This is a genomic window from Acinetobacter sp. YH1901134 (assembly GCF_013416965.1).
Lineage (GTDB): Bacteria > Pseudomonadota > Gammaproteobacteria > Pseudomonadales > Moraxellaceae > Acinetobacter > Acinetobacter amyesii.
Map to the genome: position 1 here is coordinate 230,999 of NZ_VPEW01000001.1, position 14,364 is coordinate 245,362.

16 protein-coding genes are annotated in these 14,364 nt (G+C 41.2%); 12 read left to right on the forward strand and 4 right to left on the reverse strand.

Going from position 1 to position 14,364, the window contains the following annotated elements; all coding sequences use genetic code 11:
• Window positions 1-11 precede the first annotated feature (11 nt).
• The 4 genes from FTV50_RS01080 to sdsA all read right to left on the reverse strand — a co-directional run bounded on the left by FTV50_RS01080 (window position 12) and on the right by sdsA (window position 5,129).
• On the reverse strand, window positions 12-1,277 hold the full coding sequence (locus FTV50_RS01080; protein WP_180023209.1) for an efflux RND transporter periplasmic adaptor subunit: 1,266 nt from the start codon (window positions 1,275-1,277) through the stop codon (window positions 12-14).
• 42 nt (window positions 1,278-1,319) lie between these two features.
• Window positions 1,320-1,916, reverse strand: a complete 597-nt coding sequence (locus FTV50_RS01085; RefSeq protein WP_180023210.1) for a phosphatase PAP2 family protein — start codon at window positions 1,914-1,916, stop codon at window positions 1,320-1,322.
• Window positions 1,917-2,068: 152 nt separating this feature from the next.
• The gene (locus tag FTV50_RS01090) at window positions 2,069-4,120 is read right to left on the reverse strand and encodes a site-specific recombinase (protein WP_078192207.1); all 2,052 of its coding nucleotides are present in this window, start codon (window positions 4,118-4,120) and stop codon (window positions 2,069-2,071) included.
• 31 nt (window positions 4,121-4,151) lie between these two features.
• The gene (gene sdsA, locus FTV50_RS01095; protein ID WP_078191391.1) at window positions 4,152-5,129 is read right to left on the reverse strand and encodes an All-trans-nonaprenyl-diphosphate synthase; all 978 of its coding nucleotides are present in this window, start codon (window positions 5,127-5,129) and stop codon (window positions 4,152-4,154) included.
• A gap of 459 nt (window positions 5,130-5,588) precedes the next feature.
• Here sdsA and rplU point away from each other — a divergent pair, with 459 nt between their 5' ends.
• From rplU to FTV50_RS01155, 12 genes are all read left to right on the forward strand, one after another.
• Window positions 5,589-5,900, forward strand: a complete 312-nt coding sequence (gene rplU, locus FTV50_RS01100; protein ID WP_078191390.1) for a 50S ribosomal protein L21 — start codon at window positions 5,589-5,591, stop codon at window positions 5,898-5,900.
• Between the two features lie 19 nt (window positions 5,901-5,919).
• Window positions 5,920-6,174 (forward strand): 50S ribosomal protein L27, encoded by a 255-nt coding sequence (gene rpmA, locus FTV50_RS01105; RefSeq protein WP_067764378.1) that lies wholly within the window; start codon window positions 5,920-5,922, stop codon window positions 6,172-6,174.
• Window positions 6,175-6,355: 181 nt separating this feature from the next.
• Window positions 6,356-6,622 (forward strand): hypothetical protein, encoded by a 267-nt coding sequence (locus FTV50_RS01110; RefSeq protein ID WP_180023211.1) that lies wholly within the window; start codon window positions 6,356-6,358, stop codon window positions 6,620-6,622.
• Window positions 6,538-7,611, forward strand: a complete 1,074-nt coding sequence (locus FTV50_RS01115) for a hypothetical protein (RefSeq protein WP_218950687.1) — start codon at window positions 6,538-6,540, stop codon at window positions 7,609-7,611. The genes FTV50_RS01110 and FTV50_RS01115 overlap by 85 nt, the downstream gene beginning before the upstream one ends.
• Window positions 7,604-7,702 carry a YadA-like family protein gene (locus FTV50_RS01120; RefSeq protein WP_218950688.1) on the forward strand — a complete coding sequence of 33 codons (99 nt, stop codon included), beginning with the start codon at window positions 7,604-7,606 and terminating at the stop codon, window positions 7,700-7,702. The genes FTV50_RS01115 and FTV50_RS01120 overlap by 8 nt, the downstream gene beginning before the upstream one ends.
• Before the next feature lie 232 nt (window positions 7,703-7,934).
• A complete protein-coding gene (lolA, locus tag FTV50_RS01125) occupies window positions 7,935-8,630 on the forward strand; it encodes an outer membrane lipoprotein chaperone LolA (protein WP_111885313.1) in 696 nt (231 codons plus the stop codon).
• Window positions 8,631-8,791: 161 nt separating this feature from the next.
• A complete protein-coding gene (locus FTV50_RS01130; RefSeq protein ID WP_180023213.1) occupies window positions 8,792-9,583 on the forward strand; it encodes an RsiV family protein in 792 nt (263 codons plus the stop codon).
• A 117-nt stretch (window positions 9,584-9,700) separates the two neighbouring features.
• Window positions 9,701-10,972, forward strand: a complete 1,272-nt coding sequence (gene serS, locus FTV50_RS01135; protein ID WP_180023214.1) for a serine--tRNA ligase — start codon at window positions 9,701-9,703, stop codon at window positions 10,970-10,972.
• A gap of 73 nt (window positions 10,973-11,045) precedes the next feature.
• Window positions 11,046-12,440 carry a siroheme synthase CysG gene (gene cysG / locus FTV50_RS01140; RefSeq protein WP_180023215.1) on the forward strand — a complete coding sequence of 465 codons (1,395 nt, stop codon included), beginning with the start codon at window positions 11,046-11,048 and terminating at the stop codon, window positions 12,438-12,440.
• Window positions 12,441-12,443: 3 nt separating this feature from the next.
• Window positions 12,444-13,148, forward strand: a complete 705-nt coding sequence (locus FTV50_RS01145; RefSeq protein WP_180023216.1) for a hypothetical protein — start codon at window positions 12,444-12,446, stop codon at window positions 13,146-13,148.
• A 38-nt stretch (window positions 13,149-13,186) separates the two neighbouring features.
• On the forward strand, window positions 13,187-13,666 hold the full coding sequence (locus tag FTV50_RS01150; RefSeq protein WP_111885295.1) for a tRNA (cytidine(34)-2'-O)-methyltransferase: 480 nt from the start codon (window positions 13,187-13,189) through the stop codon (window positions 13,664-13,666).
• A 168-nt stretch (window positions 13,667-13,834) separates the two neighbouring features.
• Window positions 13,835-14,335 (forward strand): hypothetical protein, encoded by a 501-nt coding sequence (locus tag FTV50_RS01155; protein WP_218950690.1) that lies wholly within the window; start codon window positions 13,835-13,837, stop codon window positions 14,333-14,335.
• The last annotated feature ends 29 nt before the right edge of the window (window positions 14,336-14,364 follow it).

Below are 14,364 nucleotides of genomic sequence, written 5' to 3' on the forward strand. Positions count from 1 at the left end.
CAGTCTACTCCCTATGCGTTTGAAGTAGCTTTTTGTTCAGATTTAGGTGCTGCTTGTTCTGCAACTTTAGCATCTGGCTTTGCTGCAGTAGGTTGTTGCGCACCTTGAGGTGCAGCAGCCTGAGGTTGATATGGTTTGGCTACAACTTGTTGCTCTGGCTTAACTTTCGCAATACCGTCAACAATCACTTTATCGCCAGTGTTTAAGCCTTGAGTCACGATCCAATTCGAACCTTGCGTACCAACAGTGGTTACAGGACGAGATTCAACAGCACCTTTTGCATTCACAATCATTGCCATTGCTTGACCTGTAGGGGTACGCGTAATGGCAGCTTGTGGAATCAGGTAAGCATTTGGAATCACACCTTGAACGATGCGAGCATTGGCAAACATACCCGGAAGTAATAAATGATTCGGGTTAGAAAAAACAGCACGAAGTGTAACCGTACCTGTATCTGGGTTCACACTCGCATCAGAAAATGCAAGATGACCTTCAATTGGGTATTCGCTACCATCTTCAAGACGTAATTTCACTTTGGTGTTATTACTGCTGTCCAAGTTGCCTTGGCTTAATTGTTGACGTAAGCGAAGAAGTTCAGCACTTGATTGGTTAATGTCAACGTACATTGGATCAAGACGTTGAATTGTGACTAATGGATCAGCTTGAGATGCAGTAACTAATGCACCAGCAGTCACAGTTGAACGGTTTGTTTGACCCGAAATTGGCGCACGTACAGTTGAATAACCTAAGTTAATTTCAGCATTTTTAAGTTCTGCCTGAGATGCAGCAACGTCTGCTTCAGCCAGTTTAACTTGCGCAACAATATCGTCGTATTCTTGTTTTGAAATCGCATTTGACCCAACAAGCTGACGGTAACGACCTTCTTTAACACGTAACACGTTTAGGTTTGCTTGTTGACGTGTTAAAGCAGCACGAGCACTGTCAGCTGAAGCACGGTTTGTACGCGAGTCGATCTCGTACAAGGCTTGTCCTTCGCGAACATAGCTACCTTCTGCAAATAGACGTTTCAGTACTACACCACTGGTTTGTGGACGTACTTCTGAAATTTCATAGGCAGATGTACGGCCTGAAAGTTCAACAGATTGTTCAACGCTTTGCGGTTGGGCAACAATGACACCGACTTCAGTTGGTGGCATTTGCTGTGCAGCAGCAGCTTGCTGTGCATCTTTAGGATCTTTGCTACAACCAACAAGTGCAATACTTGTTGCCAATGCGCAAGCAGTCAGGGCAGGAGCCCAAAGCTTTGCAGACATCATTGTTCCACCTCAATTAGATATTTATCTAAATTATTCATTTGTTTACGCTTTACTGATTTTGATGTAACTCAAATAAAGTAGCGCGATCCAAATAAAACTTATGCTCCAACCGGATAAGACATCTGTCGGAAAATGAACCCCAACATATACTCGCGAAACACCCATACACAGCATCCATAACAATGCCAAAATGGTGATCAAGCGATGTTGAGCATGTTGTCGGTAAATCAAGATCATCAGACACGCAAGCGATGCAGCATAACAACTGTGTGCGCTTGGGAATGAACTCCCGTAAGATGCTACAAGATGGTACATTTCTGGGGGACGCGGTCTGGTGAACGTAAATTTAAGCAACCATGCAAGGCCGATACTTCCAAAGATCCCTATACTGATAAAAACAATCTCTGTGTATTTTTTATACCACGCAAAGTGTAAACACCATAGCGTGGTGAAAAATAATACAAAAGGCATGCCCCCTAGCGCCGAAAGTCCGATGGCAATTTGATTAAAAACAGCAATACGGTGCTGACTCATCCATTCCACGATACTTAAATCTAATAGATTTAAATAGCTAGAATAAAGCGACAACACACTGATAATTAATGCAAAAAAACCAACAAACAGTAGCGTTCGTGGCATATTTTATTCCTTGTCATTTTAACCGGTTTGAGCTCGGTTAATTAATGGATTAAAGTGTACTCATCAGTACACTTTATTTCAAGTATGTGTAAATCATACTGATTTTATTTTTTGTGTTCATTTACATCTTACTAAAATAAAACACAAATCTGCTAATGATTGTTCTTACTGGCTTGTGTGCCATCTTCAACTTCAAGTGGGGTTTTCGGTGGCCAGAAAAAGTCACTTGGTCGCGTTAGAAAATGAGTCATCACCAATTTAGCCAGTGGTTTCCATTGTTCAAATCTTACGCGACGTGCCCGTAGTGCCACAATAATGGTTAACGTGAAACTGACGAATAAGTTAGTCAGACCGATCAGAATAACTCCTAAGAATGACACAATGATTAAGCCAATGTCTGGTGAACCATTAATATTGATGAGGCCTTGAATGAAGTTGGCCGAGGCGAAGGCGATATGGCGAATATCTAAAGGTAAACCAAAAATAAATCCAATCGTTCCCATACTGCCCAGCATGATCCCGAATAAGAAGTTACCTGCTAAAGCACCTAAGTTTCGCTCAATGTAAGCGGCAAGCTTATCCAGTCTCTCTTGACCCATGATGCGTTTTAACTTTGGATGTGCTTGAATCCGTGGTCCAACTTTGCGATAGATCGCCATGTTGTCAAAGTATCCAGCAAGCAAACCTGATAAAAACAAACATACCCCAGCAATCGCAGCATGTGGCACAGCCAATGAGGTAAATGGATTGAGGTCGTGTAAGGTTTTAGCTGCTTTTGCATGATTCATTAATGGCTCATGTAAAGCCATGTCCCAACTTAAGGCGATCAATGCTGCAACAGGAATCGCAATACTGATGTTGCCTAAGATTGCAATAAACTGGGTTCGAATGATGTTAATAATTAGCGCGGCAAGTTCGGCAATCTGCGCCATTTTCGAGCCTTTACGATGCTGAACCGTCGAGGCAAGGGCGGCAGCTGTCATCGCAGGCTGTTTAGTGGCAACAGTAAAATGTAAGACATGAATCAGCATAAAGCCGAAAGAGTAGTTCAGACTATATGAAATGGCTTGCATGAGCGGTGCCATGCTGACACGGGCCATCAGCACTTTTAAAGTTGCCATACATGCAATGATCACACCGGCACCTGCCGCAGATCGGTACATGCTCATAAAGCCTTGTTTGTCCGTACTTACATAGTGTTCGCCAGTTTTACTTGCGTTTTCGGTGACTTGTAGGGCAACCAATTCACTATTGGTGGCGAGCAAATCGCGCACACTGCGCTCGCTATAAATCGCTGACGTCACATCACTGAGTAAACTACCCATAGACACATAGCGGACATCATCTTCTTCAACAATTAGGTTGAGTAAGATTTCTAAGCGATCTAAACACTGTTCTAAAAGCGACAATAAGTAAGTCAGGCTGACACTTACACCAATTCGTTTGGTCGCACGCCGAATCTTCAGCACCACATCACGACATTGTTCCAGCATTACCAACGCTTGAGAAGCATCTGGCGGTAGCACAGCACTCATTTCTTCAGCACTTTGATGGAGCTTTTTATACTGCTGAATAAAATCATTTATTTCACGGTTTTGCACCAAAAAAGGTGATTCATATTCGGTCAGTTCAGGCTGTGCATTAATAAATTCAGGATATAAGCCAATACCACTTACCCGATAGGACAAAACGGTAATAGCTTTAATTAACTCACGGCGAATTTTCTTTTTTTCTTCCTGATTGCTATGACCTTGGTTAAACAATCGAAAGAGCTGCATCCATTGCTGATCATCAATACTGTCCAGCCAATATTTGTCGCTATGACGATAAAAAACTCGACGGACTAAATCTTGTAATTGAGTTTCGTCATTGATCAGAGGAAGAAAATGTGCGCCAAGCCGTTGGAACAGTTGTCCCCAGAAACCATCGAGAGACAAAATACCCGTGTCCGCATATAAACTGGTTTGTTTATATCGGCTAATGAGCTTTAGGACAAAACTTTGCAGGGTAGAGGCTGCATCTGGCGTGATGAGTAAAGCTTGGATGAAAGCCTGAAATTTTTTCTTAATTTCGTCGGTATTTTTTGTATCTTCTGGTCGAATTCGGTTGACCAATTCGATCAGCAAGTTTTCATCCAGCACAGCCCGAGGGGTATCGAGCTGTTGCTGCATGGTCAAAAAGATATCATTCAGTTTTATATGCATAGGCAAGGGGAATTACGATGAATATTGTTAATTATTGAATTCGGTGTAATGCCAAGTTTGCGAGGTTGATTAAAGCTTGACGATATTCAGTATCTGGTAGCGCTGCTAAAGCGGCTAGTGCTGCCTCAGTTTCTTCAGTCGCTCGTTGGCTACAATAATCAAGTGCCCCAGAGCTTTGTACAATCTGAATAACACGCTCTAAATCTGCCGTACCACCTGTGGCAATACTGCGGCGAATAATGTCATGTTCTTCGCCAGTGGTATTCTTTAAGGCAGAGATTAAAGGTAAAGTTGGTTTACCTTCCATTAAATCATCACCAATATTTTTACCTAATGTTTCAGCATCTGAGGTGTAATCTAAAATATCGTCAATAATTTGAAAGGCATTTCCAAAGTGTCCGGCAAATTTTCTAAGCGGTTCACGGTACTCTGGTGTACCAGTCAGAATCGCTGCACCTTCGGTAGCGAGCTCAAATAAACGTGATGTTTTACCGTGAATAATATCTAAATAGGTTTGTTCAGTAGTTTCAGGTTGGTGCTGTGATTGAAGTTGTAAAACTTCACCTTCAGCAATTTCACAGGTACCTGTTGAAAAGTCTTTGAGTAATACTTTGCTGTCTAGATCCACCAATAAATCAAAAGCGCGAGAAATCAAAAAATCACCCACTAGTACGGCAGTTTGATTATTCCATGTCGCATTTGCGGTTGGGCGGCCACGGCGTAAACCCGATTCATCGACTACGTCGTCATGTACCAAGGTCGCGGTATGCAGCATTTCAATAATTGCTGCAAGTTTACGGTGTTTTTCTAAATCTTCTGCGCCACAAGCCTTTGCTGCAAGTAAGCACATAATGGGACGCATGCGTTTACCGCCTGCTTCAACCACATGTTTACTGACTGCCATGACCAAGGCAACTTTAGACGTGATCCCTTCATTAATAAATTTGTCCATCGCAGCAAAGTCAGTAGCAACAGGCGCGAGAATATCTTGCTTAAAGTCGATGGTCATATGAAGAGAAACCTCAATAATTTTTGAATTACAGACGTAGTGTAGCAATTTGTTATATGAATAACAGATAAGAACTTACTCAATTGACTTAATCTTAAGTGATTTTTTTCATCAAGCGGAAGTATTGTACTTATTTTTTAACAGACTTTTATCTTTAGCATGTTGTTTGAACAGCATGTTGTTGATGTCAGTCCAGTGTATATTAGCGAATTGTTGCTAACAATCTATGTCAAACCTTGCCAAAAGCATGATAAGTGAAATAGAGCACTCATTTTAATGGTTTTAATGACACTGTTTATATAATAAACGCATACTCATCTAATATTTTACGGAAATGACTTGTTGTTTTTCGGGTTATCCCTTAAAATCTTTGCCTTTACGAAACCCCAGTGACGATCGTTTTAAGATCGGTATATCCCTTTACCGGCACGACAACACGGGCATGTTTGGAGTACTTAAATGTACGCAGTAATCCAAAGCGGTGGTAAACAACACCGTGTAGTTGAGGGTGAAACCCTTAAAGTAGAATTATTGAAAGCTGAAACTGGCTCAACTGTTACTTTTGATGACGTGTTGATGCTTGTTAACGGTGACAGCATTCAAATTGGTGCACCAGTAGTAGCTGGCGCTAAAGTAACTGCTGAAGTAGTTAGCCATGGTCGTCACGACAAAATCCGCATCATCAAAATGCGTCGTCGTAAACACTATCGTAAACAACAAGGTCACCGTCAATGGTTCACTGAGTTGAAAATTACAGCTATTTCAGGCTAATTACGAGGAGTAAGTAGACATGGCAACTAAAAAAGCCGGTGGTTCGACTAAAAACGGTCGTGACTCGAACCCAAAAATGTTGGGTGTTAAAATCTACGGCGGTCAATCTGTGACTGCTGGTAACATCATCGTTCGTCAACGTGGTACTGAATTCCACGCTGGTGTAAATGTAGGTATGGGCCGTGACCATACTTTATTTGCAACTGCTGACGGCGTTGTAAAATTCGAAGTGAAAGGCCAATTCGGTCGTCGCTACGTATCTGTTGAAGCGTAAGCTTGAGTAGAAAAAAACCCGCATTTTTTGCGGGTTTTTTTTCGTCTGAAGAAAATGTGATGTATTTTTTTAGATTGTTACAAACGTTGTATATATCAATAAATAACCATAAATAGTGATTTAAATCACAAAAATTAAAGAGCGTAATAGAGGAGTACAAATACAAAAAAAGGATAGGGACATGAATAAAATATTGAATACAGTTTTTATCGGTGCTGACTATCAGAAAAGGAATTGTCCTGATAAAAGCCAACAAATTGAATTTGAAAAGACACTAGGACTTGGTGAAACAACTTCAATCGCTATTAAAGCTGTACCAAAATTACTTGCTGTGAGTATTTTGCTTTCTCTAGGTTCAATTGCATGGGCTGGTGGAAATGGCTCGTTATACCTGAGCATACTTGTAATCGTTGCAATAGTGGAATTCCTGGCCCAGAAGGGCCAATAGGTCCTCAAGGTCCTGCTGGTGAAAAAGGCGATACAGGAGCAACAGGCGCTACATGTGCAACCGGGAAAGATGGACTCAATGGCCGAGACGGTATCGATGGTAAGGATGGGTTGAACGGTCTGAATGGCAGCAATGGTTTAGATGGTGCAAGTGCTTATCAAGTTGCGGTGAACAATGGTTATGAAGGTAATGAAGACCAATGGCTAGAAAGTCTACATGGTGTAGTTGGTGCACAAGGGCTAACAGGTGAAAATGGTTTCAGTGCGTATGAACTTGCGATAAAAAATGGATTTGTCGGTACTGAAGTTGAATGGTTGTTGAGCTTAAAAGAAACAGATCCGTACATTAAAATTCAATCAAACGTTGCCAATACAGCACCTAAACCAACTGCGAATGGACAAGATGCGATTGCAGTTGGTGCAGGTAATAAAGCTGATGGCAATCAGTCTATTGCCCTCGGTGTAAACAATATAGTCGGTGGTGATGGATCTGGTGCAGTAGGTTCAAATAATACAGTCACAGGTAATAATACCTATGTGGTTGGTAACAATATCAACACCTCTGCAAATAATGCTGTTGTACTAGGCAATGGTTCAAGCTCTAACCGCAATAATACGGTTTCCGTTGGCTCGGCTGGTGCAGAGCGGCAAATGATTCATGTGGCAGCTGGTACGGCAGACACTGATGCAGTGAATGTGAAACAAATGCGTCAAGCAGATCTAGAAGTGCTAAATAGTTCAAAAGCATATACAGATCAGCATGGGGCAAATGTACTTAATCAAGCCAATAGTTATACCAATCAACGTGTGAATGAATTGAACCATAATTTCAATAAATTTAAAGATAATGTTTACGGTGCTGTTGCTTCAAGTATTGCAATCGCCTCCTTACCACAACCCACAGATGCTGGATACAACATGTTTAGCGTAGGTATGGGGGCTTGGGAAGGTTCACAAGGCTATGGCAGTTGGTTTCAGTGGAGTGACTGAAAGCAATAAATATGTGTATAAATTGGCTGCAACAGGGAACTCTGAAGGTGACTTTGGCGCTGGTGCATCGATCGGTTGGCAATGGAAATAACTCAATATTGGATTATTAAAATTGCTAAATCGTTGTTTAACTATTTGAAAGGCATTTGAATCAAATCAAGTGCCTTTTTATTTTATATTTCTCCATCATGATGAATAAAAAACAGCAATTTGCATTAATAACCATACAAAACTTCTTTTTTTCTCTAAATTTAGTCAATGAAAGTGGTTTAAGATGGAGCCATCTAACAAATTGCGTTGATGCAAATATAAAAGGTGAATCTATGAAAATGCTTCGTAAAACCATCTGTGCTATGGCATTAGGTGCAGCGACACTGGCACCGGTTATGAGTACGACAGTATTCGCGGCACCAGTTGCAGCGTCGGAGCAGCAGGCAACTGCCAATTTGGTGAAACAATTATCGGGCATTAAAAGTTTTACAGCTAACTTTCAGCAAACTACAAAAGTGACTAACCCCAAAGCAACTCAAAAGAAAGGTTTAAGTGCGCAGCATATGAACCAGACTTTTACTGGGGTCATGAAAGTTCAGCGCCCGGGTAAATTCTATTGGGAAACAACCAGCCCATCTAAGCAAACCATTGCGACCACAGGTAAAACAGTTTGGATCTATGACCCAGACCTACAACAAGCAGTACGCCAAAGCTTAGATGACCAAGTTGCGAATACACCTGCATTATTATTGTCAGGTAATACGGCTCAAATCATGAAGTCTTATCGTATTACACAGCCGAATAAGACTAAAACCTATTACACCTTATATCCAAAAAGTGACGATGGCGTGTTTCAAAGCTTAACCATTAGTTTCGGTGCGAAAAATGCGCCGACTTTAATGATTCTCCAAGACTCACTAGGTCAAACAACCCATGTACGTTTCAATAATGTGAAGGTGAATGCGTCTATTCCAGCGTCAACCTTTAATTTTGTACCTCCAAAAGGTACGGACATTATTGATCAATAATTGTCATGAGCGAAAAAAAGCAGACATCGGTCTGCTTTTTTTATGGAGAAATGTAAAGGACGCAAGCTGAATTTAAGTGAAATTTAGTAGTATGCTGATATTCACAGTTTGCTTAAATGAAGTGACTTGTGGTTTTGATTGTTGCTATAGGGAATTTTGGGATGAAAAAAAATCATATGAATAATATAGCTTGGGCTGTTTCAGCTGTGGTTTTAGTCGGGTCATTAACGGCCTGCCATCCTCGAAATGAACCTGTTGAAGGTGAAACATCGGAACAGAAGCCAGCAGTCGTCGCGGATGCGATTCCACTTATTCAATCTAAATCAGTTGCGATGCAATTACCAAAAGCACAGGCTTGCGATGCGGAAGGCTGTACCCAATATACGATTCAAACGGTTGAAACCAATGTTGATTGGATTAATCAATATTTTACAGACCGAATTAAAAAGGCAGATCCAATTGCATTTTCAACTGAGCCGAATCAAAAAATCGATTTATCAGACAAGACGGATGCAGGCCTAAGTCAAAGTACAACTTCTGTTCGATATATTAGTCAGTGGGGACATATCGCAACTTTTGCAATCGAAAGCTATACCTACGCAGCGCATGCGGCTCATGGTATGTCCCATGTTGAATATGTCAATTTTGATTTAAAAGCCAAAAAACGTTTGGCTTTACAAGATGTCTTGGTCAAAGGTGCAGATGCGAAAGTGATTAGCGCACTTTTTGATGCCAACTATATGTGGTTAGATAGTCATGATATTGAACGTTCAAAACTTCAGTTAAGCGATAATTTTTATTATGGTGCGAACGGGATTGTATTTGCTTATCCACTGTATGAATTGGCGAGTTATGCAGAGGGCATGCCTGAGCTAAAACTTCCATATTTTACGGCTAAAGGACTATTTAAACCTGAATATTTACCAAGTTTGCCAAATTACGACACCAAATAAGACAATTTGAAGCAAGATTATTGGTCTAATAAGGGGCAGCTGTAAGCTCGGTCACTGTATTTTTGAGTGTTAAGAGCTTACACTATAGCCAGTTTTTTTCTTTACTTAAGATTGGCTATGATCGACCCGAAATTACTCAGAAATAATATTGAGGCTGTAAACTTAGCCTTAGCAAAACGTGGTGTTCAACTTAACGTAGCAGAGTGGGCAGACCTTGAAGCTCGCCGTAAGGAAATTCAGTCTAAAACTGAGTCGTTACAAGCTGAACGTAATGCTGGTGCAAAACAAGTTGGTCAAATTAAAAAAGCTGGCGGTGATGCATCTGAAATCATGGCACGTATGTCTGCTATTGGTGATGAAATTAAAGCCGCAGAAGTTGCACTTTCTGAGCTTCAGGCTGAACTTGAAGCCAAATCTTTATCGATTCCAAATTTACCTCATGAGTCTGTGCCAGAAGGTAAAGACGAAAACGACAATGTTGAAGTTTTAAAATGGGGTACACCACGTCAGTTTGATTTTGAGATCAAAGACCATACTGACTTGGGTGAAATGATGGGCGGTTTAGAATTTGAAACCGCAACCAAATTGACAGGTACTCGTTTTAGCGTACTCAAAGGCCCATTGGCGCGTTTACAGCGTGCAATTACCCAATTTATGTTAAATACACATACCTTGGAAAATGGCTATACAGAAGCGTATGTACCTTATTTAGTTAATGCAGATTCTTTACGTGGTACAGGCCAATTGCCTAAATTTGAAGAGGATTTATTCAAACTTCAAGGCGAAAAAGAATACTACCTGATCCCGACTGCAGAAGTGCCTGTAACCAACTTCGTGCGTGATGAAATCATTGATCCAGAACGTTTGCCATTAAAATATGCAGCGCATACGCCATGTTTCCGTAGTGAAGCGGGTTCGTATGGCCGTGATACACGTGGTTTGATCCGTCAACACCAATTTGACAAAGTAGAAATGGTTCAGATTGTAAAACCTGAAACTTCGATGGATGCTTTGGAAGAATTAACGGGTCATGCCGAAGGTATTCTTCAAGCATTAGGCTTACCATACCGTAAAGTCGTTCTGTGTGGCGGAGACATGGGCTTTGGTGCAATCAAAACTTATGATTTAGAAGTTTGGGTGCCAAGTCAAAATACCTACCGTGAAATTTCATCTTGCTCATGCATGGGTGACTTCCAAGCACGCCGTATGAAAGCGCGTTACCGTGCTGACCAAAAGAAAACTGAGTTTGTACACACGCTGAATGGTTCAGGTTTGGCAGTTGGTCGTACTTTACTTGCCGTGATGGAAAATTATCAACGTGCAGACGGTTCAATTGAAATTCCAACAGTACTTCGTCCATATATGGGCGGTGCTGAATTTATCGATTAATAGTCGATAAAGTGCATACATTTGTGCACAAAAATTGCTTAAGACAATCAGATTTAAACTATTGAGGTCGTGTGTGGATATCTTTCCAATCTCTTTGAAGTTGCAGCAGCAACCTTGTCTGATTGTTGGTGGTGGTCGAATTGCATATAGAAAGGCTGTGCTGCTTGCAAAAGCGGGCGCTCAGCTGACAGTTTGCTCACCCGAAATTGAAAATGATTTATTGACCTTGGTTAATCAAACTCAAGGTCAATATCTCAACTCGATTTATCACGAATCGGTTTATCAAGAAAATGCCATTGCGCTGCGTCAGTTTCGTTTAGTGATTGCAGCAACCAATGACAAAGCGGTCAATCAGGCGGTTTTTGAAGCCTGCGAAGCTGAAAATGTCTTGGTTAATAGTGTCGATGATCCGCCGCATTGCCGTTTTATGGTTCCTGCGATCATTGACCGTTCTCCACTGGTCATCTCCGTTGCATCTAATGGCACATCGCCAGTACTCTCGCGCCAAATACGCACCCAGTTAGAAAGCTCGATTCCGCATGGCATGGGCAAACTGGCTGAGTTCTCAGGTCAATGGCGCGCAGCCGTTAAAGCCAAAATCGTCAATCCAGATGAACGCCGTATTTTTTGGGAAGACTTGTATGCAAGCCCGCTCAAAGAGCAGGTATTTAATGACAATTTGACTGAAGCCAATCGTTTGATTGAACAGGCATTATTGGAATGGAAACAGCCGAAAGGAGAGGTGTATTTGGTTGGGGCGGGGCCGGGTGATCCTGAACTGCTGACCTTAAAAGCACTGCGTTTAATGCAGCAAGCGGATGTGGTGATCTATGACCGTTTGGTCTCTCAGCCGATTATGGACCTCTGCCGCCGTGATGCAGAGAAAATCTACGTAGGTAAGGCACGATCCAATCATGCTGTTCCGCAAGAAGGCATTAATGCCTTACTAGTGAAATATGCAAGTGAAGGAAAACGCGTTTGCCGCTTAAAAGGCGGAGATCCGTTCATCTTTGGCCGCGGCGGTGAAGAAATTCAGGAGCTGTTTGCGGCAGGCATTGCCTTCCAAGTCGTTCCGGGAATTACTGCTGCCTCTGGATGTTCGGCTTATGCAGGGATTCCTTTAACGCATCGTGATTATGCGCAAAGTGTACGCTTCTTGACAGGACATCTCAAAGAAGGTTCACCGGAGCTGCCTTGGAATGAGTTGGTTTATCAAAATCAAACGCTCGTGCTGTATATGGGCTTGGTCGGTCTAGAAAAAATTTGTGAGAAACTCATCGCGCACGGGCAGCGTCCAGACATGCCTGTCGCATTGGTTTCTAAAGGGACGACACCTGAACAAAAAGTCGTGGTTGGGACATTGGCAGATATTGCATCTAAAGTCAGTGAATACCAAATTCAGGCGCCTACATTGACGATTATTGGTGATGTGGTGAGTCTGCGTGAACAACTTCAATGGTTGGATTGATGGATGGCCTATTATTTTGCTGGCTATTATTTGTTGCAGCTTAAACAGCATGCATTATTGAACAGGGCTAATCAATTTATTCGTACTTGCAGTTCTTGCATTAATGATCATTTGATTAGCGATTGGTCTTATTCATGCGTTAAAAATGCTCATTTTAAAATAGAAGATGTACAAAGCCAGTTTAATTTGTCTAATTTGCAATTGAGTAACTTGCGGAAGTGGGCTGATCAACATAGTTTGCAAGATCAGGTTGGTTGGATCAGCCTCTTTTACGATATTGAAACTGCTTTAGAATATAAGCATAAATTCTTTGAGCATTGTCAAAATGTTCACTTATTATCAATGTATATTGATGAAGAATATAGACAGGATATTCTAGAAATTTATAAACCTACTTTTCCTAATATAGGAGAGGTCGGCCTTTATGCATGTTTGAAGAAGGTAATTGTTGAACCTGAAGATACAAATGAATTACTTTTAGGCTATGACTATATTGGCATAGAACCTTGTGGAGATTTTCACAGTTTTCATTGTCAGCATCTTGCAGATAGGCTTTGTGAGAAATTCAATTTAGAACTTAATTACAATAATTTATTTGATGATTCTTCAAGACAGTCTGAGATTGAAGATTTTCTAAATGATGAATCGTCAGGACTTGAAGCAGTCCCATGGGGGATTGCAAAAGTGAAGTTGGTCAAATCTTGGTAAATATGTATTTATCAAACAATTTAATATAGAGAAAATACGTGATACATGTTGTTTTATACGAGCCAGAAATTCCTGCAAATACAGGGAATATCATTCGTTTATGTGCCAATACTGGAGCGCAGTTGCATTTGGTCAAGCCATTAGGCTTTGAACTAGATGATAAAAAACTCCGCCGTGCCGGTTTGGATTATCATGAATGGGCACACATGAAAGTATGGGAAAACTTTGAAGAATGCCTTGCGGGCTTAAAAGCGCAAGGTATTGAGATGGATGCCATTTATCCATTAACTACTAAAGGTTTTGAAACACCGCATACCTCTAATTTAAATCGTCCTGTGGCGCTGTTGATGGGGCCAGAAACACGTGGTTTGCCGGAAGATGTCCGTATGATGTTCCCGAAAGAACATTGGATTCGCCTGCCGATGGCACCAAATTCACGCAGTTTAAACTTGTCCAATGCTACTGCTGTGATTTTATATGAAGCTTGGCGTCAGCAAGACTTTAAAGAATTGGTCTAAGTGTGATCTGTTCAAAAAGCCGCTCTATCGAGCGGTTTTTTATTGGGAGTGAACACAGTGAACCGTTTACAGCAATGAAGTTTTGTAAAATAAGGGCTTAAAAACTTCAGCATCAATATAAAAATGTGTATAAGAACACTGTGAAGAAATAAAACGGGTACTTAAAACTTGAAATCTATAAATTTAAAAGCTTTTGGTGTCATGATTGCGACCGGATTCATTTCATCAATGAGTTGGGCTAATCCAACCGTATCGAACACAACAGAACAGACACCAGTGACCGTCACTGCAACTACAGAAAATGTTCCAGTTGTACCGAAGGTTGATGTGATCAAGCCTTTTACTAAGGCTGAAATCCAGCAGGGCATGCTGGAAATGCAGCAAAGACAAAATCAGCGTATTGAGGAATGGGGAAAAACACTAAAAGCCGACGATTTTGAACGTTCATGGTATGGTGGTCGTCAATTGAAAAAGTCCAAGCGTCAGGAAGTTTGCGGGATCTATCAGGGTTTAGTGAATGAAACCTATGCGTTGGCACAAAAAAATAAAGCGCGTCTTAGCCCTGCCGATCAGCAGTTAGTAGCAGATCGAAATCAATTTATTCAAAGCTTAGGTTATGAAAATAATATCGTTGACACCAAGATGGGTTTTAATTGCCGATTAAAATAAGTGGTTTGCTGAAACCCTTTTGATTCATC

Coding starts and splice junctions, on each gene's coding strand:
- FTV50_RS01080 (WP_180023209.1), bottom strand. CDS start 1,277: ATGATGTCTGCAAAGCTTTGGGCTCCTGCCCTGACTGCTTGCGCATTG.
- FTV50_RS01085 (WP_180023210.1), bottom strand. CDS start 1,916: ATGCCACGAACGCTACTGTTTGTTGGTTTTTTTGCATTAATTATCAGT.
- FTV50_RS01090 (WP_078192207.1), bottom strand. CDS start 4,120: ATGCATATAAAACTGAATGATATCTTTTTGACCATGCAGCAACAGCTC.
- sdsA (WP_078191391.1), bottom strand. CDS start 5,129: ATGACCATCGACTTTAAGCAAGATATTCTCGCGCCTGTTGCTACTGAC.
- rplU (WP_078191390.1), top strand. CDS start 5,589: ATGTACGCAGTAATCCAAAGCGGTGGTAAACAACACCGTGTAGTTGAG.
- rpmA (WP_067764378.1), top strand. CDS start 5,920: ATGGCAACTAAAAAAGCCGGTGGTTCGACTAAAAACGGTCGTGACTCG.
- FTV50_RS01110 (WP_180023211.1), top strand. CDS start 6,356: ATGAATAAAATATTGAATACAGTTTTTATCGGTGCTGACTATCAGAAA.
- FTV50_RS01115 (WP_218950687.1), top strand. CDS start 6,538: ATGGGCTGGTGGAAATGGCTCGTTATACCTGAGCATACTTGTAATCGT.
- lolA (WP_111885313.1), top strand. CDS start 7,935: ATGAAAATGCTTCGTAAAACCATCTGTGCTATGGCATTAGGTGCAGCG.
- FTV50_RS01130 (WP_180023213.1), top strand. CDS start 8,792: ATGAAAAAAAATCATATGAATAATATAGCTTGGGCTGTTTCAGCTGTG.
- serS (WP_180023214.1), top strand. CDS start 9,701: ATGATCGACCCGAAATTACTCAGAAATAATATTGAGGCTGTAAACTTA.
- FTV50_RS01145 (WP_180023216.1), top strand. CDS start 12,444: ATGGCCTATTATTTTGCTGGCTATTATTTGTTGCAGCTTAAACAGCAT.